This window comes from Methanosarcina mazei S-6, from assembly GCF_000970205.1.
Taxonomy (GTDB): Archaea; Halobacteriota; Methanosarcinia; order Methanosarcinales; family Methanosarcinaceae; genus Methanosarcina; species Methanosarcina mazei.
In genome coordinates this window covers 3,993,258-4,019,332 of sequence record NZ_CP009512.1, presented here as the reverse complement: position 1 = coordinate 4,019,332, position 26,075 = coordinate 3,993,258, and the positions used below count along the sequence as shown (strand labels likewise).

Sequence of the window (26,075 nt, the reverse complement as noted above, 5' to 3'; positions counted from 1 at the left end):
AACGCCAGACGATTTGTTGAAGCAAAATTTTTGTAAGCAGGGATAACCTTTGATTCGCAAAAACGTTTCTATGGAAGACGAATATCTCCAGAAATTGCAGCCCTTCCTGGAAAAAAATAATGGGAACCTGAGTGCTGCAATCAGGGATGTAATAGAGTTCGCGGATGCTGCTCTTCAGGGCCATGAGTCTGTAGAAGATGCCCTGGAATATTTTACACAGAACTCCACAAAGTATCCTGAAATTCGCAATAATCTGATCGAGAGCGGGGAATGCATACTCGTCAGTCAGCTCTCATTCAGGTGGCTTATCGAAAATACCGATGGGATACTTGTAGATGACGAGCTGGTAAGTGAGATTTTCAATCCTTATCAGATCAAGAATGTCCCGGACCTTCTTGAGTATCTTAATATACGCAGTCAGAATATGGGGTGGGAGGTTGAAGCTTACTCCAGTATCTGGGAAGACAACACCGAGGTCATAGTAATTGAGAACGGGGATCCCAGTTTGAGAGCATACCTTGCTGAGGCAATTTCCATATTTATCGGCCGCCATTTGAACCTTGATGTTCCTTTTGTCCACAGGAAATCCAATTCAATTCGCATTTTCCTCAAGGAACACAGGTCTTACACGGATGTCCCCCCGGGTATTAGAAAAAATTTCGGGACTCTTGACTATACTTTTAAAGAAATCAGGAGCAAGCCAGATTTCTGGAATTCTTTGGTGGAAAGATACAGGTTGCAGAGGTATCAGCGTGTAAACCTTAACAAGGACGTCTTTGAGACATTCCTCTCTGGAGGCATCCCGGATGTGACAAATTTTATTGAGGCATCTGCAGGCAAACCCATCAGGGAAATTCCACTTTATGAATTACTTGCAATTTGCAAAAGATTAATTACCGTCACCCAGCTGGCAAATGATCTTGAGCGGACAGTTGAGAGGGGAAAAATAAGTATAAAAATCAGGCATCAATTTTCCGAAGAAACTGCTATTGAAAAACTTACAGAGTTTTTCTCTAAATTATTCAAAATGGCAGGCTGCACATTTGAGATCAGGTCAATATCAAATCTGATTATTATTGAGTTTGCAGATTCCTCTTAATTTATCTTATATAAAATGTTATTGTCGTTGCCTGTTAATTCATTTTCCCGCGGCTGTTATTATTGATACCTGCTAATTTATCTTCCCACAACTGTTATTACCGGTACTTTATTTTCTCTATTTTTTCAAACATAATAAATATAAAAATAAATTATTGATGTAAATGCGGCTCTTTACAGTTTGTCTCTTTTTTTATATTCGTTTTTCATGAATCTGTTTTTAGTTTTCATTTATTTTTGTCTCAAATTACTAAATATAAATATTCCGTTCAATGCTCCAACAAAAAAATTAATAAGTAATAACTACTATCTAGTACTGATTCATAAATATCAAATAGTGAGGCGAGCGAGGAAAATTCGAATCTCCTTCAACTCCAAAAAGGGAAAAGAGGATGTCCTTTTGATAGTCCGAAAAAATATCTCAATTGACCAGTGTTATATAGATAAATTAAAGCCCTTTCTGGACAAAAATAATGGAAATTTGAGTGCAGCAATAAGGGACTCTATAGAAACTGCCTGTCAGCTTATTGATGAAAAAAATGGGGAAAAAGGAGATCAAAACTCTAAAGACTCAAACCAGGCTTCAAGGGGTGCAGAATCCCGCAACAGAATGATTGAAGAGGAAGAATTCCTGCTCATCCATCATACAATGCTTGAATGGTTTATCAGGAAAACTTCAGGTTTGCTTATTGAAGAATCAACTGTATACGAGTTAATAAACCCGTATACTATTAAAAAGATCCCTGATTTTATTGATTATGTAAACGTACTGAATAATAGACTGGGTTGGAAAATTAAAGTCGATGCAGAGTGCACCGGAAGCCCTGAACCGGAATCTGTAATCCTCACTCTTTCAAATGGCAATCCCTGTTTCAGGGGAGTAATTGCCCACAGCCTTTCTCTCTTTCTTGCAAAACAGATGAAGCTCGATATACAGGGTTTATTTAGCAGGTCAAACGTGACCAAGGTCTATCTCAGGCGATTTGAGTTTCTTGACTATGAGAAAATTCCTAAAGGGCTTGAAGAATACTTCGGACCGATGGAGAGCACTTTTAAGGAAATCCGGAAAAGACCCGAATTCTGGAAAAATCTTATCAAAATCTATAGGGAGCAAAACTACCAGCGGCTCAGCATGAATAAGAAAGTTTTTGAAGCTTTTGTTTCCGGAGATCTCCCTTCAGTTGACGATATTGCAAGAGAATTTGAGTTATTTACAGGCAAACCCCCTGAGGCTTTCACCCTTTCAGAGCACATAATGATTTTCAAAGCTCTTTACCTCACCGACAATATAGGAACCGAAATCGAAGTCTGCACCGAGAAAGGCAGCGAATATGTAAGATTAATTCACGACTATTGCGACAGTAAAGTTTGTGAACGTGTTATTTGCTACTATTCAAATATTTTCAAATGCATTGGGCATCCTTTCACAGTCACTTCCAGCCCTCACATGATAGTTTTTGAGTTCGGAAAAAACCTGAATAACATTCGTATTCCCGAATCCCGGCTGATATCATCCGAACCTTCTCTTACTCCCTGAATCTTTGTTCACATGGATAAATTCATATGTGGGAGTTCACTATCCTTTTTTATGAGTGATGTAATTATTCTCTGGGACTGCCCTCTTCTTTTTGAAAAACTCTTCATAGAGTATGGGCTTGAATGCAGCCGTGCACTCTCAACGTCACTTGGAACTCCTTATCTGCCTGCCTGTAAAATTCTTGTCCTGCCTACAGGTTTTGCAAATAAACAGTACACAAAAACAGGAGTCGGGCTTGAACGCGGCAAACGCTCCCTTGAAAAGTTCGTGGCAAAAGGTGGGACCCTTCTAATCTTCAGTCCTCTTGTGCCCGATTACGAATATGAATGGCTTCCTTTCTCTCTAAAATATGTGATGGAAGAAAACCCATGTACACCCCGTCCTGTAGGTGAGCACGAAGCTCAGAAACTTATTGAAAACATTATTCCTCCTGCAGGATGCGATGGCTATTTTTCAGAAACCGATGCCCGGGTTGTTCTTGAAGACGAAAGAGGCAGGCCCATAATGGCTGTGAAAGAAATCGGAGAAGGCATGATTGTTGCGACCACAATTCACGAACTACCTGCAGCCGGGTTCTTCAAGTGCAGGACTGAATGTACCGGAAAAGTTAAAATTTAAACAATAGATAAGAGCAGGTTTATGAGATTATTTTATCTTTTTTACATTTTTATCTTTTTTATATTGGTCTCTAAGTCTCCTAATTACTTCTGCTTCATTTCTCAGCCTGATAACAAACAGGCCGAAACAGGGCTTTATAAATTGAAATATAATGTCATTTCCTGAAAAACCAACAGGAACAGTTGCACCCATAAGGATAATACCTTTTACTGCGTACCCACCGGGTACGAGATATACTTCCTCCGAACGTTCCTTAATAAGGGTTTCACACTCTTTCAGAGTGGCGTTCTTTAGAAGAATGTCAAAGTCATATTCGCTTAAACACACCATTTTTGTACCTTTTATGTTTTTCAAGTAATCCGGAAAATTCCGGTAGATATTACTGCCTCAGGTGACCTCCAGTTAATCCACCAATTAAAATTACGAAGATATGATATATAGAATATAACATTTAGAAAATGAAAATAGAGAATATAACATTTAGAAAATGAAAATAGAGAATATAGAATTCTGAAAATAAAATAGAGAATTCTGTGAATTCCTTATTTATTGACATTGGAGAGAATTCGAGATCTCTATCAAAACGGGTCCGACAATTTTTATATTTAATTAATGATAACATGAGAACAGTAAACAGCTTGATTTTGTTGCTTGAAAAGTAGACCTGAAAATAAATGGTTGGCCTGAATGTTTCCGTTTTTTCAATAGCTTCTGTGAATCTCAATTGCAAAGGTTGAAATTCAGGATTAACCAATAAGCCATTCTTACAGACAAAATATCTCAGAGAGGAAATGTTATGACCGGCGTAAAAGTTCTCCTCATGATGGGATGTCCAGAGGTCCCGATTCAAACCAGTATTGCCCTGTATCTTTCTCATAAGCTTACCCAGTCAGGATTCGATGTCACCGTTGCCGGAACAAATGCCGCAACCAAGCTTTTGAAAATTTCTGATTCTGACGGGTATTATGCAAAAAAGCTGGTAGACCTTGATAAAACTCTGGAAGACATTATTGAAAAAAGAGCGGATTTTGACATATGCTTTGCCTTCATGCATAATGATTCAGGAGTGACTTATGCAGCGACGGTAAGCGCTATTTCTCAGGTCAGAATGTATTCAATCGTCTTTGGAAGGCACGCTGAGGAATTAGCTCAAACTATAGAGTTCGATTGTGAGAAAATAGTTACACAGGATGTTCACAATCCTGTTCGACTTAAAAACAAACTGGATAAAATAATGGGGGAAATAGCCAGATGAGTTGTATTGAACAGATGAAATATACAATCCTCCTGGACAGGATAAGCTTCAAAGAAGCAAGAGAGTATATTGAGAAAAACTCGGATGAAGTCTACTATGTGTCCCCGGGCTACAAGATATTCAAGGACTACTACATAATAGGAGTACCGCCCATTGCTATGGGAGCGAAGGGAAATGCCCTGATTTTTCCTTATACCAAACCCTGTCATGGATCATTTGTCCTGAGCATAGAGAACGATGACAGCATAAAGGAGATCAATCGGCTCAGAGATGCAGAAAAGGGAAAGGGAACAGGCCCAATAAAAAAGGCAAAGACTTCTGAAAGCTCAGGCGCATCCTCGGCCAGCTATCTTAATATGTGGAAAAAATAAGTTTAAAATAACCGCAATAATAAGAAGCCGTTCTTGTAAGAAGCCGTCCAGAAGTCACTCCTTTCCGGATTAAAAAATTGGGCTATCACAGCAGAGAAGCAGAAAAGATTTCAACGTAGGGGAAAAGAGCATTTTTCTTTTCTTTCCCTCTAAGTTGATACAGGATTAAGTTTTACATTTTTACTCTATTACCAGGTCTTTAACCCTGATCCCGCTTTCCACGATTTTGCCTACGATTTTTCCACCTGTTATTTCTGCAGCTTTCTCGGCGTCTTTTTCCGGAAGGATGATCAAAAAGCCCATTCCCATATTGAAGGTCCTGTACATCTCAAGGTCATCGACTCCGCCTTCTTTCCGCAGGAATTTGAAAATCTCCTGGGGCTCTAGGGGGTCGTAGAAATCAAAACCGAGTTTTGTAACCCTTCTCAGTTTCAAAAGCCCGCTTCCGGTTATGTGAGCAAGCCCGTGGACTTCACACGCTTTAAGGACATCAAGGACTTCAATATAGATCCTCGTGGGCTCAAGAAGGTCATCTCCTATGGTTTTTGAACTGTCATAGGGGCAGGGGTCGTGATAGGAGTACCCGGATTCCTGTATGATTTTTCTCACAAGGGTGTAACCGTTACTGTGGACGCCTGTACTCGGGATGCCGACAATTACGTCGCCTACCCGGACCCTTCCTCCTTCGATAATATCCTCTTTTTTAAGGTATCCGAGACAGGTGCCTGCCAGGTCAAAACCTTTAATTATATCGGGAAGAGTAGCGGTCTCTCCGCCTACAATGGACATCCTGGAGATTTCGGCTCCTTTCAGCAGTCCCTCTCCGATCTGTTCGGCAAAGCCTTCTTCATGCTTCTCCAGGGCAAGATAGTCCACAAAGGCTACAGGTTCGGCCCCTATTGCAAGAAGGTCGTTAACATTCATTGCGATGCAGTCTATTCCGACGGTGTTCCAGCGCTGCATCTCATTAGCAATAAGTACTTTTGAGCCGACTCCGTCAGTTGTCATTGCCAGGGCATACTCTCCGAAGTCGAGAAGCCCTGCATAGTGCCCTATTCCTGTAAGTGGGGCTCCTATACCTTTTCGAACATAACTTAATTTGTCGATAAGGGTTTTGACAGTTTTTTCTTCCTCTTTAATATCCACGCCCGAATCCGCGTATGTTAAGTGCTTTTCACTCATTCTGTGACCATTCCTGCAAGCTTTACAGCTTTTTTTCAATTCCATTTCCATTATAAAGTTCGAATTCGTCGTGCAGTGTCTTGACTGCGGCAAATGCGTCATCTTCCCTGACAACGAAAGAGATATTGTACTGGGAAGAGCCCTGGCTTATCATAATAATATTAATCATTGAATTCCCAAGTGCTCCGAATACCCTTTTTGCCACTCCGGGAGTTCCTGCCATCCCAGCACCAACAACCGCAACCACACATACATTTTTGTCCGAAGTAATTTCCTTTATGATTTCACGGTTGAATTCTGCATGAAGAGCTTTTAACGCAGGTTCCACATGAGCCTCACTGACAACGAAAGATAGGTTGGACTCTGAGGACCCCTGGCTGATCATAACAATATTTACCCCTGCCCTTGCAAGAGCGGTAAAGAGCCTTGCTACAGTCCCGATTGTCCCTGCCATTTCCGCGCCTGAGATGTTAATAAGGGCTACATTTTTGATCAGGCTCACTGCCTTTACAACATGCTTGCACTGGAACTTCTCAGATACTACCAGTGTACCGGGGAACTCCGGATCAAAGGTGTTTTTGACCCTTACGGGAATGTGTTCGCGCATTGCCGGTTCAATAGTACGCGGGTGCAGAACGTTTGCTCCGAAATAAGAGAGTTCCATGGCTTCTGCATATGAGATCTGCGGGATGGTCTTTGCTTCGGGAACGATTCTCGGGTCCGTTGTCATGATCCCGTTAACTTCTTTCCAGAGCCAGATCTCGTCAGCTTTCAGGGCTGCTCCAAGTATGGAAGCTGAGAAATCGGACCCGCTTCTTCCAAGGGTGGTAATTATCCCGTCTTCATTTTCCCCTATGAAGCCTGTGACCACAAGGATATGAGAATCAAGCCTGCACCCAAGCCTTTTTGATACGAGCTCGTATGTCTTTTCAAGAGGACGGGCGTTTCCGTAATCCGATGTGGTTAAAATCCCTGCCTCTCCCCCGGTGTATTCGATTGATGGGATCCCCAGGGATCGGACAGCGCCTGAAATTATTGGAGCCGCCAGACGTTCTCCGTACGAAGAAATATAATCGATTGACCTGTTTGTAAGTTCACCCAGATAGCAGATACCGATCAGGGCTTTTTCAAGCTCGTCAATCCTGAGGTCAAGGATGTGGAGGACATCTTTTGCGACATTGGGGTCTTCAATGGCGTCCCTCACGGCTTCGTGGTGTTTGTTTGTAAGTTCTGTTTTAAATTCTTTGACAAGCGAAACCTTGCCCTTTGTTGAGGCAAGGCGAGCATTTTCCAGAAGCCTATCGGTTACTCCACCGAGTGCCGAGGTTACCACCACAATCTGGTTGCCCTCCTCATTGTATTTTTTGAGAAGATGGGCAACATGACGGATCTTTTTTCCGTCCCCAACGGAAGTTCCTCCAAATTTCATTACTATTTTCATGATCGGATCACGTTTTAGCATTAAGTCGGGTATCTCACATTTTAATTTTTTGTACTATGTTATCCTTAGTGTTCTGAATCTTAATTAATCTGACCATTGCGATCAGAATTTACGGCTAAATCCTGGCTAGCATTATTTTAGCCCTGAAATATACACTGTTACGTCTGCAGGTTGCTTTTTTATAAATTATCCTGCATGTAAAGAAGATTATGTTCTGGCTCTCCTGCCACTTAATATATTTTACTTTGAGAGCGTGTCGTGTATAGGATATGGATACTATATTATAATGTTTGTGTAAAATGGGTATAGGAATTGAAACATTAGGATCAGCAGAAAAAGCTTGCTGGCAGGTGCCAAAAAAATATTATTCAGGTATCTGGTAGAAAGTGATATATTTTATCCGCAAGAAGAAATGGCTAAAGCAGTTGGAAAAAGGTGAAGCAATGAAATATGCCATACTTATAGGAGACGGAATGGCGGATTACCCTATAGAGAAACTGGGTAACAGGACTATTCTACAGGCAGCCCGAACACCTGCTATGGATTCCATTGCAGCGCGCGGGAGAGCCGGGCTTGCAAAGACCGTACCTGATAGTTTTCCTCCAGGAAGCGACGTTGCAAATATGTCAATTCTGGGATACGACCCGGCAACCTATTACTCAGGAAGGGCTCCTCTGGAAGCTGCGAGTATGGGAGTAGCTCTTGCAGCGGACGATGTGGCTTTCAGGTGCAATCTTATTACCACAGAGCACGGGATGATAAAAGACTACAGTGCAGGGCATATCAGCAGTGATGAAGCAGAGATTTTGATTGATACTCTTGATTACGAACTCAGTACAGAGAATATCAGGTTTTATCCGGGAATAAGTTACAGGCACCTTATCGTTGCCGGAAATAACCTGGGGGCAGAAACGGAATGCACACCTCCGCACGATATCACAGGAGAGAAAATAGATAAATATCTGCCCAGAGGAAAAGACGGGGAGTTTTTCTCAGAGCTTATTGAAGCTTCCAAGGTTGTTCTGGAACTGCATCCCGTTAACCTTAAACGAGTGGAGGAAGGAAAAAACCCTGCAAACTCTATCTGGGTCTGGGGGCAGGGCTACGCCCCGAAGTTCACGGCTTTTATGAAACTTTATGGGAAAAAAGGAGCTGTCATTTCCGCAGTGGATTTGCTTAAGGGAATCGGGATTTATGCCGGGCTGGATGTAATTGAAGTCCACGGAGCAACCGGTTACCTGGATACCAATTATGAGGGGAAGGTCAGAGCAGCTATTGAAGCATTGAAAACCAGAGATCTTGTTTTCGTGCATGTCGAGGCTCCTGATGAGGCAGGGCACGAAGGCAGCATTGAGAAAAAGTTGAAGGCAGTTGAGGATTTTGACAGCCGCATAGTTGCCCCTATCCTTGAATACGCAGAAAACTCAGATGAGCCTTTTACAATCCTTGTACTTCCTGACCATCCTACCCCTATATCAGTAAAGACCCATACACGAGACCCTATTCCGTTTGCTATCTACAGAACTGATAAACCAGAAACGGACAATGTGGAAGCCTTTGATGAGGAATCAGTTAAAAATGGCTCTATGGGACTCGTAAAAGCTTCAGACCTCATAGGAATTCTTATAAAGAGCTAAATTTTTTCAGGCTCTTTATAAGTTTTTCTGTTACCAGATTTTTATAATATTCTATGTTATCAGAATCTTTATGTTCTTTGCAAGGTTCTCTCTTACCAGGTCCTTATATTGCTTTATATAAGTTCCAGACCCGGAACCTTTTAGTTTTCTCCTGAAATCCCTTTTAACCGGGTTTCTCGGGATTTTTTTCATTTTGCACATTTTATTCATTTGTGATTCCTTTTTTAAGTACATTTTTGTGAAATTACCTGAGAAAACTTATATATCCTTTCTCAATATATTCAAAATAGCAAACTATATCTGCATAATTTTTTTACTTAAGGGGGAATAAAAGATGAGATGGCCTGCTAAAAGATCATTTTCAGGACCCGCACGCTGGGATCCTTTTGAAGAGATTAAAAGAACACAGGAACGCCTGAACCAGCTGTTTGAAGACTTCATGCCCATGGAAGAATGGGGTGGCGGAAAAGTATACACTCCTGCCATTGACATAAAGGAAGAAGACGACAAGCTTCTGGTTACTACAGACCTGCCTGGAATTAATAAAGAGGACGTAGAAATTAACCTCAAAGAGGATATGCTTGAGATCAGCGCAAAATCCGGCAAGGAAAAGGAATCCGAAGAAGAAGGGTACCTGCGGAGGGAGAGAGCATATACACAATTTTACCGTGCTGTTCGCCTGCCTTCCAGTGTCAGGGAAGAAGGAGCCTGTGCAAAAATGGACAATGGAGTCCTGACCATAATGCTGCCAAAAGCGAAAATTGAAGAGCCGAAAAAGAAGATAGAGATTGAGTAACTAGAGATCAAGTAATCCTCTCAGAAGAGGAAAACACACTTTGATTTAACGAATTAATAGAGCCTCTAAATAAGAGGCTTCCTATTTTTCCTCAGTCCATTAATTTTATCTTTTTTATCTATCCGGTTTATATTTACAGTTCCAGTTTTTTGTCAATTTGCTTACAATTGTTTAATTTTTTTCCTGCCGTATTCATTTGCTTTTCTCCTCATTTCACCTCTTTCCGAAATTTTTATCGGACTTGAGGGAATTTCAGGTATAGTGAGGAAAAATATACTTTGTTTCTGTAAGTTTATCCATTCCTTCAATGGACGTTTTTAATCCTTCGTCTTCCTCATCAGGGAACTCTTTATTCTTCAATGCCTCAACTCTTGCAAGCTCAGGATGCTGCTTCAGGAATTCTATGGAATAATCTGTGGTTTCTCTTGAAGCCATTCTGAAAGCTTCGTCGATCTCTTCCCTGCTGAACTGCCCGTGGTAAAGAAGCATTTGAGTTACCTTTTCCCGGGTTGCCTGAGGCTCATTTTTATAGTCCAGGGAATAGTACAGTTTGCTTATGATAATTTTTAAGGCACGAGGCCTGCTTCGCGGGTTTTCTTTACATTCAAAAGGGCTTTTTTCTTTGATTTTCTTTATGAGTTCACTCAATTCGTACTGACTGATAATTAACACCCCTTCAGAAAATGGTCTGCAAGCTAGATATAAATTTTTAATTATACTCCTGAAGATAAACAGTTCTTAAACTTAAACAGTTATTGAATTTAAACAGTTATTAAATTGAAAACAATTGAAGAATTATTTGAATTGTCCCAGTAATCGAAAAGTATGGTAATCGAAAAAAAATAATGAATAAATTAAAGTAAAAAGTGCGGCATCAGGAAATTGTTCTCATCATCTTTTGCTCAGCCGGGGTAACTTTCATCATCGCCGCAAAATCCAGTATATCGGTGGTCTTATTTATGGTTACTGCCTTTACTGGTCTAAATTATTCATTTATGGGTTTTTGTAACTCTGTAAACCAGCCCGCTCAATATTCTATCATTTTAAATTATTTGAGGGAATCCTTTGAAATTCGAAGCAATTGCCGTAGAAAAAATCCCTCTCATACATGAAGGAGACAACCTGCCCTCCATCATCTGTGAGAAAATTGGACTTCAGGACAGAGACATTATGATTATTGCATCAACCATTGTTGCAAAAGCCGAAGGGGAAATTTTCAGGCTCGAAGATATCACCCCTGGAGAAGAAGCTCTTGAAATTGCAGCCCGGACAGGAAAAGATCCTCGTTTTATACAGGCGGTCCTTTCAAAGAGCAGGGAAGTCTTTGTCGAGACACCTTTTATGCTTGTGACGACTCTCGCAGGGCACACCTGTGTTAATGCAGGAATTGACGAGTCTAATATTGAGAACGGGTTTTTACTGTACCCCCCTGAAAACCCGGATGCAAGTGCCTTAAAAATCGGAAAGGAACTTGAAAAGCTTAGCGGGAAAAAGTTAAGCATTATTATTACGGACACAAACGGAAGAGCTTTCAAGATCGGGCAGACTGGAGTTGCCATCGGAATTTATAATATAAAACCTGTAAAACGCTGGATAGGGGAAAAGGACCTTTTCGGCAAAGTCCTGGAAATCACAGAGCAGGCAATTGCTGACGAACTTGCAGGTGCTGCCAATCTTTTAATGGGAGAAGGAGCAGGTGGAATCCCGGTTGTAATCATCCGCGGGCTTGATTACTACTGTGAAGGGGATACATCTATAAAAGAGTCATACCGCCCTGAAAACATGGATGTCATTAAACAGGGTCTTCGGTGCTTGAGAAATAAGAAATGAGCTGGAAAAAATGTTAAAAACATTATTGGATTAATGTTAAAAACATATTGGATTAATGTTAAAAACATATTGGATTAATGTTAAAAACATATTGGATTAATGTTGAAAACAGTATTGGATTAAAAATATGACCGGGTTAGAGGTAAAACTCGGGATTTAAGGTTTAAAAGTAAAAATTAAAAGAGAATATATTGCACATAGATCAGTTACGAGCGAATCATTGTCAGAATCATTTTGAACCTTTCAAGGGCATTGAGAGCATGGGGTTCACTGGCAGGCATTATTATCATGTCCCCTCCCTCAAGAACGTTTTTATTCCCGGAAATAATGATCTCTGCCTTCCCGTCTATTACCTGAACCATGGCATCGAAAGGTGCAGTATGTTCGCTCAATCCTTCCCCTTTGTCAAAGGCAAATACAGTCACAGTTCCTGTGTCTTTACGGATAATTTCCCTGCTTACAACCGACCCTTCCTGGTACTCGATCAGATCTTCTACTTTCAGTGTTCTGGCTTTTAGTTCTTCGGGCATTACTCCACCTCTTATCCCTTTTCCGTACTTACAATATAACTTGCCAGGTATTCAATATTTTATCTCAAAAGGAATATGTTCCACTTCCACGCCTGCGCTCCTGAAGAAAATCAGGGAATCGGTGTCAGGATAAGGTATTGAGTATACTACCCTTTTGATGTTTGAGTTTATAATCATTTTAGCACACAGGATACACGGTTGATGCGTACAGTAAATAGTTGCTCCGGCAATACTTACTCCGTGGAGTGCAGCCTGGATAATGGCGTTCTGCTCTGCATGTACTGCCCTGCATTTCTCGTGCCGCGTGCCTGAGGGGATTTTTTCAAGTTCCCGGATACATCCTACATCAAGGCAGTGTTCCATGCCGCTTGGGGCCCCATTATAACCGGTTGAAAGAATACGTTTATCCCGTACAATTACTGCCCCCACATTGTTCCGGAGGCAGGTCGCTCTCTTTCCCACCACGTAGGCTATTTCAAGAAAATACTCATCAAGAGAAGGTCTTTCTGTCATTATTTTTAATGAAGAGTAAATGGTATATATAGTTATAACGTTAGAACTTGTATCACTTCTGGCAATAAATTTTAAATGAATGAATTAACGCTATATAGGGAAAGAATTGTTTTTCGAGGAATAATTAATATAATCTATAGAATATAGAACTGAAGAAAATAAACTTATTTACACTATAAAGAATGCGGTTATTTCTTTTCGGAACCTGACTTTGAAGAAAGCTCAAAGAGGACTTATAATCGAGGTTATCAGGTGCGTTCCGGGCTCATAGCCCGGATGTTCCCGGCTGATATATGGTACTTCCGTGTTCTAAATTTGAACGTTTTCTGGACTCCATGTCCGGCAAAAAAACTCGGATAGATTCAAGAAAAAATAGACGCATTCATCCGGAGTATTTAATTATGGCAACAGGTTTGACCGAATTTTTAGATAATTTCGTGAAAAGTCACGATAATCGCCAGTTGCTGGCATTCCCCCTTGCAGTACTTGCACTTTCTTTAGTAGTACTGCTAGTTTCTTTTGTAAGCAGCGGGTCGCCATTAATCCTGGGAATGGAATTTCAGGGCGGTACCCAGATTTCGTTAGAAACTACCGAATCTCCTGCTGTACTTGAAAATATGTATTCTTCTTATCCTATCACGGATGTCAGGCAGGCCGGAAGCAGAGTTATCATGCAGTTCGGGATTATGGATAACGAACAGCAGCGCCAGCTTGAAGAAGATGTAATGGGCCGTTATTCCAATGTGCAGATCCAGCAGGTTGGACCTGTTTATGGTCAGGAACTTCAGGTGCAGGCTTTACAGGCCCTTGCTATTTCTTTTATAGGGATGGCAATAATTGTGTTTTTGATCTTCAGGACCCTTATCCCTTCTGCTGCGGTTATACTCTCTGCCTTTTCTGATATTGCGATTGCGGCTGCTTTCATGAGGGTTGCAGGGATCGAATTGTCCCTGGGAACACTTGCGGCTCTGCTTATGCTTATCGGTTATTCTGTAGATAGTGACATTCTGCTCACAAATAGAGTACTTAAACGCAGGGGGCCAGTAGAAGAGAAAATTTCCAGGGCTATGCACACAGGTATCACAATGACTACCACAACCCTTGCAGCGCTCACTGCAATGTTCATAGTCTCAACTTTCGCCTACCTGGTCGTTCCCTCATTCACACAGATCACTCTGCTTTCGCAGATTTCAATAGTGTTGATTGCGGGACTTTTTGCAGACATGATGAATACCTGGCTGCTGAATACGGGGATTCTAAGGTGGTATTCTCTGAAACCCGAATTCAGAGGGAGGTATAATAGATGAGCGATAAAAAAGGACTTCTTAAAAATCCGAGAGTCATTATCTTCATTCTGATCCTTCTTGGCTCTTTAATAGCCATCCACCCAAGCTATACACCCGGCGAAGGGATAACAACCAACCTCAACTTTGGGCTTGACCTGGAAGGCGGGTCCTGGCTCCAGATAAAACTCCAGGGTGTACTTGTCCAGGTTGATGCAGATTCCGGAGAACTGGTCAGCGGAATTGTCGAGCCTATAATTGGAGCTCCGATTGAGATTACAAAAAATAGCCTTGACGTCGGAGGTTCTGCCGGCGGTTCCGTCACCTTTACGACATCTGCTCAGGTCAGTGCCTCCCAGCTTGATTCTCTGGGTACGGTAAGCGTGGACAAACTTAACGGAAACACGACTCAGGTAACTATCTCTGAAACCAGCAAGGAAGCACTTCTCCAGGCTTATCTTGCAAAAGCCGTTGATGCAGAAGTAGTTGCCATGGGTTCTCAGGACGGGACCGTCTACGAAATAAGGACTGCAGTCCCTGAAGAACAGCTTGAGGCTTTACTGGAAGATGTTGGGGGATCAATCCGCAAGAATGAAGATGGAACCTCAACTTATAAGGAAGGAGTCAGCACTGAAACCAGAGACCTCACAAGGGACATCCTTAACGATAAACTCAACTCTATGGGCCTCAAAGATATTCCTGTAAGAACTGTAGGGGACGAATATATTCTTATTGATTTTGCAGGCATCGACCTGGCAACTGCCAAGGAAATAGCTGAAAAGCCCGGAAAGTTTGAGATCAGAATTCAGACGACCGGAAATGAAACACAGCATGTCCTTTACGGCGATTCCATTCAAAGTGTGGGAATTCCGACATACCACGATGAACAGTGGCACACTCCTTTTACCCTGAAAGAAGATGGAGCCAGGGCTCTTCAGAAAGTTGCACTGGAAACCGGGGCAGTTGATAATCCGGATGCCCATTATCTGATAATGTACCTTGATGGAGAGGAAATCTATGGAGCTCCTTTAAGCTACTCTGCAGCAGCAAAGCTTCGTGAAGGACCTATATACTCCTGGGAAGCTTCCACCGGGACTGATGAAAATGCCAAGGTTCAGGCTACTGCACTTCAGGTCCACCTGCGGGCGGGAGCCCTGCCTGTCAATGTAGAGCTTGTGGGTTCAGGGCATGTGGATGCAGGTCTCGGGTCACAGTTTAAAATTGAAGCAGTGATCGCAGGATTTGTTTCCCTGCTGGCAGTTGCTGCAGTTGTTTACTACAGGTACAGGAGACCTGAAATCCTTATACCCATGGTCGGGACTTCTACCAGTGAAGTTATTATGATCCTCGGAGTAGCAGCAGCCATCGGCTGGCAGCTTGACCTTGCAGCAATTGCAGGTGTTATTGCCGCGATCGGGACAGGTATTGACCACCTTGTAATCATCACGGACGAGGTGCTTTACGAGGGCAAGCTTCCGCCAACAAAGGTCTTCCTTTCGAGGATAGGAAAAGCTTTTGCAATCATTTTAGGAGCAGCTGCCACAAATATTATCGCACTGTCTCCCCTGGTTGTAATGGGCTTTGGATCCCTGAAAGGCTTTGCAATTACCACTATCATCGGTGTCTTTATTGGTGTGGTCTTTGCAAGACCTGTATATGGTGTAGTAATCAAGGAATTCCTTCATGCAGATGAAAATGGAAACGGAAGCATAACAGAGTAAATATTGAGAAAAAAGTAAAGGCACTGAAGTGACATTTAAATGCGGGAAAAATAGGTGGAATCAATGCAGGATCTCTGGACTCTAAAATACAGGGCAGACACTCTTGAAAGGCTGCTCGGTAACGAACATGCCGTGAAAACGCTTTCCGAACTGGTCCAGTCCAGGACCCTGCCCCATCTCATTTTTTACGGCCCTGAAAATTCGGGAAAAACAACGGCTGCTCTTGCTCTTGCTAGGCAGCTCTATGGAGATACATGGAAAAACAACTTTGCATATTTTAACGCTTCGGATTTTTTCAACCAGGGAAAACGTTATCTTGTGCGGGACAGGCGTTTTGTCCGTTTTATAGGGACTGATGACCCGAAAAAAATCTACAAAAGCGTGATCGATATTTTTAAGGAAATCATTAACGAGTATGCCGGAATGGCGCCTCTAGACGCTGATTATAAGCTTATTTATATCGATAATGCGGAATCTCTTAGTTCGGATGCACAGCACGCCCTGAGGCGAATCATGGAAAAGTACAGTGCAACCTGCAGGTTTATCCTTTCCACTACAAGACCTTCAAAACTCATTTCTCCTCTCCGCTCAAGAGGCCTTCAGGTCTTTTTTGCCTATGTTTCGGATTCCCTCGTGAAGCCCCATCTCGAGAGGATCGCCCTTTCCGAGGACCTGGAGCTTTCAGATGGGGCGCTTGATGCGATCCTTTATCTTTCTAAGGGAAATATTGCAAGAGCTGTTCAGACTCTGCAGCTCGCTGCCCTTAAAGCTGAAAGCGCTGAAATTACGGAAGAGATCGTCTTTGAAGCTACCATGAAAGGCAGGGACGAAACTGTAGATTCGTTGCTTGAGGCTGCACTTGCAGGCGACTTCCCCAGAGGGCGCCAGCTCATAGATGAAATGATAATTGAAAAAGGGCTTTCAGGGACTGATATCCTCGAAGGTCTTTCCGAAGCCCTTATCGATTCTGGAGAACGCGATAAGGATGTCGCACGTCTTATTATAGAAATATCAGATGCCGATTCAAGGCTTACAGATGCCACCAGTGAGAGAATCCAGCTCGAAAAGCTGATTTCCACATTCTCCTGAATTTTTTCAAAAATTAAATCACCTTTTCAAAACTGGGCTCTGTAGAAATCCTATTTGATGTAAATTATTTCTACAACTTTTTATTTTGTGCTACTTTTGATTATATAATAACATCGAATATGACCTCAATCAAGTACCCATATATAACCTGCTTTCGGCAGGTAAACCTATAAATTAATATCATTAATTTTATATCTCTCTCTTGGTAATCCCATGGCAGAGAAAAACAGCAGTAGAAGAGTCGAATCCTCCTTAAAACGTACAAGGTTCTTAGGTCACCTCGGTCTTATGGCTGGAGTTTTCCGAGAACTTGAAGTTGACAAACTGATCGATGAGAAACTTCCTAAAGAACGGAATCATAATGTTCCTCACTCAGTCTGCATCCTTGCCATGGTACTCAATGGCCTTGGTTTTATAGGGCAACGTCTGTACCTGTTTCCTGATTTTTTCAAAAACGTTTCTACTGAAAGGCTCTTTGGAGACGGTATAATAAAAGAAGACCTGAATCAATATGCTATCGGAGAGACTCTTGACAGAATCGTAAAATATGGCCCTACAAAACTGTTTACGGAAATTGCTCTTCACATTATGGCTCGTCTACCTATTCCTGTCCACTGTTTACACGCTGACACTACAAGTGTCAGCGTTTTTGGTGATTATGACGACGAAGAAACTGAGTCTATTGATATTACTTTTGGAATTCCTAAAAACGGACGATGGGATCTCAAACAATTTGTGTTGAGCTTGATTGTTAATCAACATGGGATACCTCTTTTCATGAATACACATTCAGGAAATGCTTCAGACAAAAACACAATTCTGGAAGCAATAACGTCTCTCAAATCAGTTTTAAGACCTGAAAGCAAAGTTTACTATGTCGCTGATAGTTCCTTTTATACAGACAATAATATCCAGAACATAGGGACGTCTTTCTGGATAAGTCGTGTTCCTGCAACAATTACCGAGGCAAAGGAACTGCTAGCTGCAAATCTGAACCTGCAAAAGCTAAAAAGTGATGAGAGGTACTCATTCTATCAAACCTTTGTGGAATATGGCGGAATCAAACAAAAGTGGGTTTTGTTGCTTTCTCACAAGATGAAAGAGAAGAAAGAGGGAACTTTCAGGACGAAGCTTGACAAAGAGGTAGAAAAAGCAGAGAAGTCTTTTAAAAAGCTGAAAGTAGAGGACTTCTTCTGCGAAGAGGATGCATTAAAAGCCGCAGAGAAATGGATTCAAGATTTTCCTTCTGTTTCATTTGAAAAGGTAGATGTGAAATCCATTAAAAAACGTGAATCGGGTAAAAAAGGCAGACCTTCAAAAGATGAAGAATTAAAGACTTATTTCAGGATTGATGGCATCATAAAGGTTAATGATGCTTTTGTTTTGAAAGAAATGGAGAAAATGGGACTTTTCATTCTTGCAAGTAATGATATCAGTCTTTCTCCTGAAGAGATGCTGAAGTATTACAAAGGACAGGACAATGTAGAAAAAGGATTCAGATTCTTGAAAAGTGATACATTTAGCATATCGAAAGTCTACCTCAAGAAGAAAGGAAGAATTGAAGCATTAACCATGATAATGGTTCTATGCTTAATGATTTATTCTATTGCAGAATGGAAACTGAGAATTAAATTAGAAACAGAAAATGAAACGGTGCCAGATCAAAAAGGGAAACCAACAAAAAGACCTACAATGAGATGGATATTTTTCAAGTTCCAAGGAATTACAGAACTTATTTCTCAGAAAAAAGGAAAAATGAAGTCAGAAATATTGAATATGGAGGAGATTCACTGGAAGATATTGAGTCTAATGGGAGAGAAATATGAAAATATATATCTCTAATTACGTTAACCTGCCGAATGTAGGATATAAAGTTTCTAGCCAAATCATCCAACAGATAATGGTCAAGGACTAGTTTCAGATTCAAAATCAGTTCGAAAATCGAATTATTTGAGAATTTACACAGAAAACTTATAAAGGATTTAGTAAAAAGGAGTTTATGGAGTTCAAAAGTATTTTCCAGCTATCATCCGAACTCCATAAAATATGCCCTAAAAGGCAGTGATTACGTTAGGTGCGAATATTTAAGCTTGCCTGATTCTGCCTCCTGGGTGCTAAACAGGAGAAAAAATATGGTTAAGAACAAAATTACAATAGGAATACTTCTTTTGGTAATGCTGGTTGGTGTGGCGTTAATACCAGCCGTAAGTGCACAGGAAGAAAAAGATTATTCTGTAACTGCTGAAGAAGCCTTAAAGCTGCTAATGCAAACATGATACACTTTATCGCAACTAACACACAAGGCTTTGAAAACTGGACAGGGGCATCTATTGATCCCAAACCGGTTGAGCTTTATGATATAAACGGTCAGAAATTATTTTAATAATTTTCGGTATATAAAAATACCAACCTAATAGGTAGAATCGACATTGGTGCCAATAAAACACTTGGGCAAACTACTGTCAGCCAGCAAGTGCTCAAATGCTTACCAAATACTATAACGATGTAAGACCTACCCAAAATGTTATATATGCTATGATGAATGGGGTAGCCCCTAATGGAGTTACTGATACTAATGCATTACTTTATTACAAGTCAAGTAGCGGAATGAATAAACCTAACTCCGTTAAGACGACTACTGTTATATATTGGGATACGGTTGTTAATGAAATTGAAGATCATGGACCATTCATGAGCGGGACACCTACTCATGCTCGAGTTTGTTGTGGGTACCAAGATAATGGTTTTCTGACATCTTATTTGCGCATCAATGATCCCTGGCCAGTTGGTCATGCTTATTGGGAAGCATTTGGGGAGGACACTCACCGTATATATGTGAGGAGTTAAGACTCCTCATCTTTTTTAGAGGTAAAGAATATGAGTAAGATCAATGGGAAAATAGCTGTTTTTACCGTTTTTCTGGTTCTTGTAGTAGTTTATGGGTATATGCAAGCACCCACGAATCGAGAGGTGAAAATAGACAGTTTTCTTATTCAATTTGAAAATGGAACAACTGAGCCGGAAGTTAAAGCCATTCTTGAAAACTACAATATGACATTAAACTATAGCATAGATTGCAATAGTGATAATGGGGGTTATAAATACTATATAAAGGTGGACAAAGATGATATGCCTGATGTAGTAAAAGACGGATTGAAAAAAGATAAAAACTGGACTGATTCTGGTTCCCCTTCTTTTACAAAGGGAGATTATGTTATATATCCGGTAACAGAACAAGCCATCCATGATAAAAATTTTCTTGAGATACTGAAAAGACATAACATTCAGGTGAAAACTTTCGTCTGGTGCTTAGTTAGTTACAGAGATAATTCAACCAGGTATGATGTTCTAGGAAAGAACTGTATTACGGAGAAAGATGCAAATAGAATAACAAATGAGCTTGAAATGAATGAGAATGTTTTAATTGTAATGCCTGAGTATATTTGTTATTAAAAGATAATAGAAAAAAATGATCTTCAGGTGAAAAATTCTGTCTTGTGTTTTGTCTATTTTGTAAATGGGTCATCTGATCCGAGTAAACAAAGGAGTTGGATTTCAAAGAGTGATGCAACTAGAGTAAAAAATGATCTTGAAGCGAATGAAAAGGTTTTGACAGTAGGCATTGGTTATATTGAAGGATAAAAATGTGATGATTCGGGTCTAGCGAAAAATACATACAGGCAAATGGAACTCTGTCGACGGTAAAAGACCTAATGGTATTGATTCATTTATCCTAGAGAACTTTATCTACACAGATGTCGTCATAAGTGTAGACAAATATCTCAAAAATCCATCGTCATCTAAATAGATTACAATGAGAGGCTCTGTAGAAATCTTATTTGATGTAAATTATTTCTACAACTTTTTTATTTATGTTATACACTATTAGTTTAATTTTTATTTCCTTGACCTGATTAAAGTATTTTCTTGCCCTGAGTACTTCTCCAAACTTTCTTTTGACAACAGAAAATGTCGCTTCTGCTATATTCCGTTTGTTGTATCTGATTTTATCAAAGGTTAAATGTAGCTGTCTTCTATATTTTCCTTTTATTCTCTCCCTTTTTCTTACTCTTAAATGTATAATTGAGTCTGCTTTTATTTCTCCTCTAATTAATTCATGAATTTTTTCAGAATCATATCCTTTATCCATCACGTAACATTCTGATTTCCTTAACTTGTTTGATTGTCTTAGCAGAGCTTTTGCATAGAGCTTTTGCATGTTTGACATCATGATCCGTTTTTGACTGATTTTCCATCCTAATATTACTTGGCATGAAAGTCCATGATGAGAAAACTCATCACGTACTCTCTCCTTCCTTTTTTCCCATAATTGCGATAATTCCACTAATTATTGTTATCCTTTCATCAACCGAGAATATGTCTGCCTCAACAATCTTTCTCTTTTTAACTTCTCCCTTTTGGTATCCTGTTTCATCTTCGTACATCTCATCGTTTGTGATCAAATGCCATATTATTGTTGCAATTTTCCTTGCTAAGGCAATAATTGCCTTAGCATATCCAATTGTCTTCTTTTTCCTGTTAAAAAACTCCTTTAATCTGCTATTTTTCTTTCTTGCTGCTGCTTGAGCAATCTGAGTTAGAATCCACCTTGCTACTTTTGATCCTCTCTTAGTGATTCTTCCGTTATGGTATTTATCTGCAGATTGATACACATTAGGAACTATTCCAAGCCATGAAGCAAGTTTATCTCCCGTTGGAAAATCCCTGAAATCTCCTATTTCAGCAATTAGAGTTGCCGCACCAAGCTCTCCAATACCTGGAACTGACATCAAAATTTCCATTTCCCTTTTATGCTTTTGATAAGCATAATTGAAAATTTCTCTTTCAAGAACTTCAATTTCTTCATCTAAATGTTTTATAAGGATTTCAGACATATCTGAAGCCTTATTGCAGCACTCTGTGATACTTCTCTATCCAGAATTTCCCTTATCTGAACACTCTTTTTCCGAACATTTGGAGAAAGCGACTCTATAATTTGATCAATATTTTTACCTGAAGAGATTCCTGCTAGAATTGCTCTACCATTTTTTCCAAAAATGTCAGTCAGAACATCACCCAGATGTAACATTTCGGAGGAAAGAATTGCATGAGCTTCATTTTTAATGTCCGTTCTTTTTCTTACAAGAGTTAGGCGAAGCCTGACGTATGACCTGAATTCTCTATGTTTCTTCGGAAAAACTCTTGATGGTTGAACCATCTTATTCAATGCAAGTTTTGCAATTACTTCGGAATCTATTTTATCTGTTTTTTTATGTGTAAATGCTTTCATATCTCGAGCATTTCCAACTATAACAGGCAAATGATCTATCAATGCCTCATAAATCGGAACCCAGAAATCACTTGTTGATTCACAGGCAACAACATCACATTTTTCAGAGGTTACCAAATTTTTAAGATCTAAAATCCCATCATCATCTCTGGCAAAACGATGTTGTTGTTTTTCACCGGATCTACTGAGGATAGTAGCAATAACAAAACGTTTGTGAATGTCTAAACCACAAGATTTGTTTATTTCTCCGTCCAATTTACATTACTCCATCATTTCCAGGACAGTAGAATTGCTTCAAAGGCAATTTGGCATCCGTGATCAAGGTCACATCTGGGCCTTCGATGGCAATTCAATGGTTAGTTTTTTGACGGCTTCGGAGAACCAAAGTAAAAACAACCTTCCTGTCCAAAGGTAATGATGGAGTTCTATTATCAAAAAAGCTAAGTGAAAAGGACTTTCATTTTTTGGGCATGTTATTCCAAAAATATCATGTGCGTTTTTTATCTGTATCTACTGCTATTGAAGTTTTCAGGAAGCTCCTTCGGAGTCTCCCTGTTCTTCGAGAGTAGTAATGACTTGCATAAGAACTCGTAAACCCAGTTGCATCAATTGCTGTAATAGAAGCATTTTCTCCATGTGAATAAAATAGTTTTAGAGTTTTTGATAAAATTAGGTTAAGTAATGAGGAAGGAATTCTGGATACAAACTTTTGAAGAGTAGTGTAATGAGGACCCTTATCAAGATCAAGTTTTCTTTTATATTACTCATAAGGTCAATAAGTTCTACAAAATCACGATAGTCTGTAGTTATATACTCTTTCAGCAAAACAAGAACAAGAAGCTGATGTTGAGTATAAACACATTTTGAGTATTTGCAAGAATAGAGGTTCAGTCTAGAAGACTGAACCGTCTTAAGACTTAGATCAATAAATTTAATATACTTATTTGATGACAATAGGGATCGCTCCTCGTTTTTTGTGGGGACAAAAAATAAGGAGCATTTTTACGATTTTATTTTTATAAATCTTTGGGTAAAATAGTATCTAGAGGATTTCTACAGAGCCCAAAACTGAATAGCTTCTATATTTTCTCGACGTTCTTTTCCTTTTTTAAATTTATTTTGGATGTGTGCTTCTTCTTTTTATACCTTTCCCTCTTTTTGAGAGTTGATCAGGCATCTTATATAAGTACTTCCGTTGACTATTTCGCTCAAATAGAAAAATATATATACTATTTTCATTTAATCAATTTCATTGACACAAATTTTATATACTATTAGTTTAAATCTTCTATTGTAAACGACCGGAAACTTGTGTTTCTCAGGAGTTAAGGAGCTTAACTATACTTCTCAAAGGAGGTGCAGACCTGGACCTCAGGAGACACCTGAATGGTGGCTGTGCTTTCTGAAGAAGGTTAAAAGCCTGTACTCCTTTAAGTAGAAGCCAGTTCGGGTCTTCCAAAGAAAATCCACAAAAAAATCCCTCCATCGCTCCCTGAATAATTCCCTCTTTTCAGGGAGACATGCTTATGCGGCAGGATTAAATACGCTCAAAAACGGGATTTCTGCCGTTCTCCAATGCAAAAAAGGTGTCGTCTGCCTGATCTCCCCATCAGGCAGACTTTCAGCTAAAGTTTCCAGTATTCTTTCAATATTTCGGTTTTTTGCAATATTTTATTTTTTATTTTCTTTTAATTTTTTCAGTCTCTCAATACCTGTAATGTTTTACTGAGTGATACAGGATCACTGCAAAGAAAGCGACTATCACAAGCAAGAAACTGAAGAAGCCTACCGGGTCCCAGACAAATCCTATCCCTGCTCCTCCTTCTTCCCAGGAAACGAGCACAGCTCCCTGGAGTACTGTGGGAATAACCACACAGGCGAAGGCGAGGACAAAGATAAACACGATATCAAAGACCTCTGTAATAACATTCTTTTGTGTCATATCTTCTCATCCTCAATCGTAGTATTTGAACTCGAACATGTGGGCTTTGATAGACTCTCTTACCCTCAGGCATCCGATAGCCTCGATCGAAACGATCAGACCTATGAAGATTACGTAGAGGTAAAAGAAACCGGAAGCAATTTCCCAGGTCTCGGAAAGAATCCTGTATATTATGAACCCTTCCACGCCCACTAGCAAAGCAAGCATGCCAATGACAAGGAGCGTATCTCCATTGAGTTTGCTGTGATATTTGCTTTCAAGTTCCCGGTTATTCGTCTCCAAAACCTACCGCCTCCTTTCCTATCCTTCCATTTTCCGAACCATTGGGTAATGGCCAGCCCATTTCAGCCCAGTTGTTTTCGATGTTCGAATTCTTGTGCCTGTGGCTGAAGTAGAAGTACGCAATGCCGTAGAACACAAAGGCAAAGATCAGGTTGTATTTATAGCCCCAGAACAGCGTTGAAAGAATGGTAATTGCGATTGCTATTGCAAAGTAAGCAATATACGGCTGAAGAGGACCTGCAAAAGGCCTGACCTTGCTTGTAGTCTGCGGGAAGAGATTCCTGAAACGTATCAGGGAGAAAGGAATCAGTACATAGCAGAGAAGACCCGAGACAATGGAGAAAGTAATTACCTGGTCAAGGAAACCGCTGAATGCAAAGCCTATCGCAACGGGCATTGTGAAAATCACTGCCCTGTATGGGGTGTTATACCTCGGGTGCACTGCCGAAAACCAGGAAGACACATATTTATCTCTGGAAAGGGCAAACCAGGAGCGTGAAGAGTCACAGACACATCCGTTTGCACTGGCAACACATGTCAGGAATGTCCCGAGCCCGAGCAGGGCGATGAATATAAATATGCCGCTGTTCTGTGCAGCCTCAAAGAGTGGATATACGGAAACTCCCAGAAGGTCAGTCGGGATCAGCACGGAACATAAATAGAGTGTCATTGCCGCTCCTACAAGCAGTGTGATCATCCCGGCCTGCTGTCCGAGAGGTACTGCCCTTGATGGGTGTTTACATTCCTCAGCGCACATTGCTGCTCCTTCTATTCCCAGATAGAACCAGGGCCCAAACTGCAGGGCTGCAAAGAGTCCTATCATACCGTTTGGAAGTGCTCCCTGGAAAAGATATTCAGGGTGGATGTTCACTCCTCCAAAGGCAGTTGCGAAGAAGAAGACCACTATTGCAATGAAAGCGATCATCGTCAGGACAAAGTTAAGGGTCAGTGCCGCAACAACGCCACGGTAGTTAATGAAGGTAAGAAGTGCGATTACAAGCAATGTTACAGGAAAAACCTGCAGTTCCGGAAAGATGCTCTGTGCAATAAATGCGACAACAATAGCATCCGCCGCTTCAAGGGCTATATATTCCATATATACTGCAAGCCCTACACTGGCAGCTGCTCCGGGTCCGACGAACAATCTCGCCCAATCATAAGGTCCTCCTGCAAGTTTGGTTGCTGATCCGAGTTCACTGGCACAGAGGGCAATTATTACATACATTGTTCCTGCAACCAGCATGGCAAGCAGAGAACCAAGAATTCCTCCTTTTGCAACAGTAAAGTTCCAGCCCATATACTCTCCGACCAGAACAATTCCTACTCCAAGAGCCCATATATGGAAAGGCCGCAGAGTTTTTACCAGGTTGGCGGCTTCGTTGTGTTCAGACATGCCGTATCAACCCCTTCTTTTTGAAACCCTGCTGGCATCAAGTAGAACCCAGGCCATCAGCCCGAAAGCCAGAAGATATATCAGTCCGTTTATAACAGTCCAGATATCCATTTTTTCCCCTCTTTTTTATTCCGAATTTTTGTATTCGTCCAACTATTCGTGAAAAATTTTCCACACAACTCGAAATATATATTTATAATTGTTTCGCCTGAATTTTTTCAAAAAAAAATCAGCCAGCGACTATCTGCTGGCTTTTTATCAGTTTAA

General features: G+C 40.6%; 26 protein-coding genes and 3 pseudogenes. 16 read left to right on the top strand and 13 right to left on the bottom strand.

Features of this window, described 5'->3' with window-relative positions:
• Positions 1–49: 49 nt before the first annotated feature.
• The 3 genes from MSMAS_RS17295 (at position 50) to MSMAS_RS17285 (ending at position 3,253) form a co-directional block, all read left to right on the top strand.
• The gene (locus tag MSMAS_RS17295) at positions 50–1,099 is read left to right on the top strand and encodes a hypothetical protein (protein ID WP_011033356.1); all 1,050 of its coding nucleotides are present in this window, start codon (positions 50–52) and stop codon (positions 1,097–1,099) included.
• A 399-nt stretch (positions 1,100–1,498) separates the two neighbouring features.
• The gene (locus tag MSMAS_RS17290) at positions 1,499–2,635 is read left to right on the top strand and encodes a hypothetical protein (RefSeq protein ID WP_011033357.1); all 1,137 of its coding nucleotides are present in this window, start codon (positions 1,499–1,501) and stop codon (positions 2,633–2,635) included.
• Positions 2,636–2,686: 51 nt separating this feature from the next.
• Positions 2,687–3,253 carry a hypothetical protein gene (locus MSMAS_RS17285; RefSeq protein ID WP_011033358.1) on the top strand — a complete coding sequence of 189 codons (567 nt, stop codon included), beginning with the start codon at positions 2,687–2,689 and terminating at the stop codon, positions 3,251–3,253.
• A 27-nt stretch (positions 3,254–3,280) separates the two neighbouring features.
• Here the strand turns inward: MSMAS_RS17285 and MSMAS_RS17280 are convergent, their stop codons facing one another.
• Positions 3,281–3,607 (bottom strand): DUF1894 domain-containing protein, encoded by a 327-nt coding sequence (locus MSMAS_RS17280; RefSeq protein WP_015411807.1) that lies wholly within the window; start codon positions 3,605–3,607, stop codon positions 3,281–3,283.
• A gap of 442 nt (positions 3,608–4,049) precedes the next feature.
• Between MSMAS_RS17280 and MSMAS_RS17275 the strand changes: the two genes are divergently transcribed.
• Positions 4,050–4,508, top strand: a complete 459-nt coding sequence (locus tag MSMAS_RS17275) for a DUF1890 domain-containing protein (protein ID WP_011033360.1) — start codon at positions 4,050–4,052, stop codon at positions 4,506–4,508.
• Positions 4,505–4,879: a DUF1894 domain-containing protein gene (locus MSMAS_RS17270; RefSeq protein WP_011033361.1), complete on the top strand. Its 375-nt coding sequence runs from the start codon at positions 4,505–4,507 to the stop codon at positions 4,877–4,879. Before MSMAS_RS17275 ends, MSMAS_RS17270 begins: the two co-directional genes overlap by 4 nt.
• Positions 4,880–5,059: 180 nt before the next feature.
• On the opposite strand, the gene purM is transcribed toward MSMAS_RS17270, so the two are convergent.
• Both purM and MSMAS_RS17260 read right to left on the bottom strand, forming a co-directional pair.
• On the bottom strand, positions 5,060–6,061 hold the full coding sequence (purM, locus tag MSMAS_RS17265; protein ID WP_048041220.1) for a phosphoribosylformylglycinamidine cyclo-ligase: 1,002 nt from the start codon (positions 6,059–6,061) through the stop codon (positions 5,060–5,062).
• 22 nt (positions 6,062–6,083) lie between these two features.
• Entirely contained in the window at positions 6,084–7,502 is a 1,419-nt protein-coding gene (locus tag MSMAS_RS17260) for an aspartate kinase (protein WP_015411810.1), read from the bottom strand.
• 443 nt (positions 7,503–7,945) lie between these two features.
• Here MSMAS_RS17260 and MSMAS_RS17255 point away from each other — a divergent pair, with 443 nt between their 5' ends.
• The gene (locus tag MSMAS_RS17255; RefSeq protein ID WP_011033364.1) at positions 7,946–9,139 is read left to right on the top strand and encodes a cofactor-independent phosphoglycerate mutase; all 1,194 of its coding nucleotides are present in this window, start codon (positions 7,946–7,948) and stop codon (positions 9,137–9,139) included.
• Between the two features lie 51 nt (positions 9,140–9,190).
• On the opposite strand, the gene MSMAS_RS19120 is transcribed toward MSMAS_RS17255, so the two are convergent.
• Positions 9,191–9,349, bottom strand: coding sequence for a hypothetical protein (locus tag MSMAS_RS19120; RefSeq protein ID WP_155395392.1), 159 nt, complete (start codon positions 9,347–9,349; stop codon positions 9,191–9,193).
• Between the two features lie 124 nt (positions 9,350–9,473).
• Here MSMAS_RS19120 and MSMAS_RS17250 point away from each other — a divergent pair, with 124 nt between their 5' ends.
• Complete coding sequence (locus MSMAS_RS17250; RefSeq protein ID WP_011033365.1) at positions 9,474–9,935, top strand: Hsp20/alpha crystallin family protein; 462 nt, start codon at positions 9,474–9,476, stop codon at positions 9,933–9,935.
• A 252-nt stretch (positions 9,936–10,187) separates the two neighbouring features.
• Here MSMAS_RS17250 and MSMAS_RS17245 read toward each other — a convergent pair whose 3' ends face one another.
• Positions 10,188–10,607, bottom strand: coding sequence for a hypothetical protein (locus tag MSMAS_RS17245; protein WP_011033366.1), 420 nt, complete (start codon positions 10,605–10,607; stop codon positions 10,188–10,190).
• Between the two features lie 393 nt (positions 10,608–11,000).
• On the opposite strand from MSMAS_RS17245, the gene MSMAS_RS17240 reads away from it, so the two are divergent.
• Positions 11,001–11,765, top strand: coding sequence for a coenzyme F420-0:L-glutamate ligase (locus MSMAS_RS17240; RefSeq protein WP_011033367.1), 765 nt, complete (start codon positions 11,001–11,003; stop codon positions 11,763–11,765).
• 206 nt (positions 11,766–11,971) lie between these two features.
• Here MSMAS_RS17240 and MSMAS_RS17235 read toward each other — a convergent pair whose 3' ends face one another.
• Positions 11,972–12,295, bottom strand: coding sequence for a cupin domain-containing protein (locus tag MSMAS_RS17235; protein ID WP_011033368.1), 324 nt, complete (start codon positions 12,293–12,295; stop codon positions 11,972–11,974).
• A gap of 51 nt (positions 12,296–12,346) precedes the next feature.
• A complete protein-coding gene (locus tag MSMAS_RS17230) occupies positions 12,347–12,808 on the bottom strand; it encodes a deoxycytidylate deaminase (protein WP_011033369.1) in 462 nt (153 codons plus the stop codon).
• 401 nt (positions 12,809–13,209) lie between these two features.
• Between MSMAS_RS17230 and MSMAS_RS17225 the strand changes: the two genes are divergently transcribed.
• The 8 genes and pseudogenes from MSMAS_RS17225 (at position 13,210) to MSMAS_RS19975 (ending at position 20,543) form a co-directional block, all read left to right on the top strand.
• Positions 13,210–14,115, top strand: a complete 906-nt coding sequence (locus MSMAS_RS17225; protein ID WP_011033370.1) for a protein translocase subunit SecF — start codon at positions 13,210–13,212, stop codon at positions 14,113–14,115.
• Positions 14,112–15,812, top strand: coding sequence for a preprotein translocase subunit SecD (locus MSMAS_RS17220; protein WP_011033371.1), 1,701 nt, complete (start codon positions 14,112–14,114; stop codon positions 15,810–15,812). Before MSMAS_RS17225 ends, MSMAS_RS17220 begins: the two co-directional genes overlap by 4 nt.
• Before the next feature lie 63 nt (positions 15,813–15,875).
• Complete coding sequence (locus MSMAS_RS17215; protein ID WP_011033372.1) at positions 15,876–16,901, top strand: AAA family ATPase; 1,026 nt, start codon at positions 15,876–15,878, stop codon at positions 16,899–16,901.
• Between the two features lie 213 nt (positions 16,902–17,114).
• The gene (locus MSMAS_RS17210; protein ID WP_011032876.1) at positions 17,115–18,743 is read left to right on the top strand and encodes an IS1634-like element ISMma4 family transposase; all 1,629 of its coding nucleotides are present in this window, start codon (positions 17,115–17,117) and stop codon (positions 18,741–18,743) included.
• A 290-nt stretch (positions 18,744–19,033) separates the two neighbouring features.
• Positions 19,034–19,359, top strand: a pseudogene (locus MSMAS_RS19980) (C39 family peptidase); the annotation flags it as partial.
• 23 nt (positions 19,360–19,382) lie between these two features.
• Positions 19,383–19,748 (top strand): hypothetical protein, encoded by a 366-nt coding sequence (locus MSMAS_RS19660; RefSeq protein WP_011033373.1) that lies wholly within the window; start codon positions 19,383–19,385, stop codon positions 19,746–19,748.
• Between the two features lie 30 nt (positions 19,749–19,778).
• Positions 19,779–20,354 carry a UPF0228 family protein gene (locus MSMAS_RS17200; protein WP_011033374.1) on the top strand — a complete coding sequence of 192 codons (576 nt, stop codon included), beginning with the start codon at positions 19,779–19,781 and terminating at the stop codon, positions 20,352–20,354.
• A 3-nt stretch (positions 20,355–20,357) separates the two neighbouring features.
• Positions 20,358–20,543, top strand: a complete 186-nt coding sequence (locus MSMAS_RS19975) for a UPF0228 family protein (RefSeq protein ID WP_080503037.1) — start codon at positions 20,358–20,360, stop codon at positions 20,541–20,543.
• Between the two features lie 193 nt (positions 20,544–20,736).
• On the opposite strand, the gene MSMAS_RS17195 is transcribed toward MSMAS_RS19975, so the two are convergent.
• The 6 genes and pseudogenes from MSMAS_RS17195 to MSMAS_RS17175 form a co-directional block, all read right to left on the bottom strand.
• A complete protein-coding gene (locus tag MSMAS_RS17195) occupies positions 20,737–21,132 on the bottom strand; it encodes a transposase (protein WP_080503038.1) in 396 nt (131 codons plus the stop codon).
• 67 nt (positions 21,133–21,199) lie between these two features.
• A pseudogene (locus tag MSMAS_RS17190) lies at positions 21,200–22,446 on the bottom strand (IS110-like element ISMma5 family transposase).
• A gap of 250 nt (positions 22,447–22,696) precedes the next feature.
• A pseudogene (locus MSMAS_RS19655) lies at positions 22,697–23,145 on the bottom strand (IS5/IS1182 family transposase); the annotation flags it as partial.
• Positions 23,146–23,896: 751 nt separating this feature from the next.
• Entirely contained in the window at positions 23,897–24,133 is a 237-nt protein-coding gene (locus tag MSMAS_RS17185) for an efflux RND transporter permease subunit (protein ID WP_011033379.1), read from the bottom strand.
• Between the two features lie 12 nt (positions 24,134–24,145).
• Entirely contained in the window at positions 24,146–24,415 is a 270-nt protein-coding gene (locus tag MSMAS_RS17180) for a hypothetical protein (RefSeq protein ID WP_011033380.1), read from the bottom strand.
• Complete coding sequence (locus MSMAS_RS17175) at positions 24,402–25,808, bottom strand: APC family permease (RefSeq protein ID WP_011033381.1); 1,407 nt, start codon at positions 25,806–25,808, stop codon at positions 24,402–24,404. The genes MSMAS_RS17180 and MSMAS_RS17175 overlap by 14 nt, the downstream gene beginning before the upstream one ends.
• Between the last annotated feature and the right edge of the window lie 267 nt (positions 25,809–26,075).

Excerpts from the sequence above, each read along its gene's own strand:
- MSMAS_RS17285 (WP_011033358.1), top strand. The coding sequence starts at position 2,687 with ATGAGTGATGTAATTATTCTCTGGGACTGCCCTCTTCTTTTTGAAAAA.
- MSMAS_RS17275 (WP_011033360.1), top strand. The coding sequence starts at position 4,050 with ATGACCGGCGTAAAAGTTCTCCTCATGATGGGATGTCCAGAGGTCCCG.
- MSMAS_RS17270 (WP_011033361.1), top strand. The coding sequence starts at position 4,505 with ATGAGTTGTATTGAACAGATGAAATATACAATCCTCCTGGACAGGATA.
- purM (WP_048041220.1), bottom strand. The coding sequence starts at position 6,061 with ATGAGTGAAAAGCACTTAACATACGCGGATTCGGGCGTGGATATTAAA.
- MSMAS_RS17260 (WP_015411810.1), bottom strand. The coding sequence starts at position 7,502 with ATGAAAATAGTAATGAAATTTGGAGGAACTTCCGTTGGGGACGGAAAA.
- MSMAS_RS17255 (WP_011033364.1), top strand. The coding sequence starts at position 7,946 with ATGAAATATGCCATACTTATAGGAGACGGAATGGCGGATTACCCTATA.
- MSMAS_RS19120 (WP_155395392.1), bottom strand. The coding sequence starts at position 9,349 with ATGAATAAAATGTGCAAAATGAAAAAAATCCCGAGAAACCCGGTTAAA.
- MSMAS_RS17250 (WP_011033365.1), top strand. The coding sequence starts at position 9,474 with ATGAGATGGCCTGCTAAAAGATCATTTTCAGGACCCGCACGCTGGGAT.
- MSMAS_RS17235 (WP_011033368.1), bottom strand. The coding sequence starts at position 12,295 with ATGCCCGAAGAACTAAAAGCCAGAACACTGAAAGTAGAAGATCTGATC.
- MSMAS_RS17230 (WP_011033369.1), bottom strand. The coding sequence starts at position 12,808 with ATGACAGAAAGACCTTCTCTTGATGAGTATTTTCTTGAAATAGCCTAC.
- MSMAS_RS17225 (WP_011033370.1), top strand. The coding sequence starts at position 13,210 with ATGGCAACAGGTTTGACCGAATTTTTAGATAATTTCGTGAAAAGTCAC.
- MSMAS_RS17220 (WP_011033371.1), top strand. The coding sequence starts at position 14,112 with ATGAGCGATAAAAAAGGACTTCTTAAAAATCCGAGAGTCATTATCTTC.
- MSMAS_RS17215 (WP_011033372.1), top strand. The coding sequence starts at position 15,876 with ATGCAGGATCTCTGGACTCTAAAATACAGGGCAGACACTCTTGAAAGG.
- MSMAS_RS17210 (WP_011032876.1), top strand. The coding sequence starts at position 17,115 with ATGGCAGAGAAAAACAGCAGTAGAAGAGTCGAATCCTCCTTAAAACGT.
- MSMAS_RS19660 (WP_011033373.1), top strand. The coding sequence starts at position 19,383 with ATGCTTACCAAATACTATAACGATGTAAGACCTACCCAAAATGTTATA.
- MSMAS_RS17200 (WP_011033374.1), top strand. The coding sequence starts at position 19,779 with ATGAGTAAGATCAATGGGAAAATAGCTGTTTTTACCGTTTTTCTGGTT.
- MSMAS_RS17195 (WP_080503038.1), bottom strand. The coding sequence starts at position 21,132 with ATGATGTCAAACATGCAAAAGCTCTATGCAAAAGCTCTGCTAAGACAA.
- MSMAS_RS17185 (WP_011033379.1), bottom strand. The coding sequence starts at position 24,133 with ATGACACAAAAGAATGTTATTACAGAGGTCTTTGATATCGTGTTTATC.
- MSMAS_RS17175 (WP_011033381.1), bottom strand. The coding sequence starts at position 25,808 with ATGTCTGAACACAACGAAGCCGCCAACCTGGTAAAAACTCTGCGGCCT.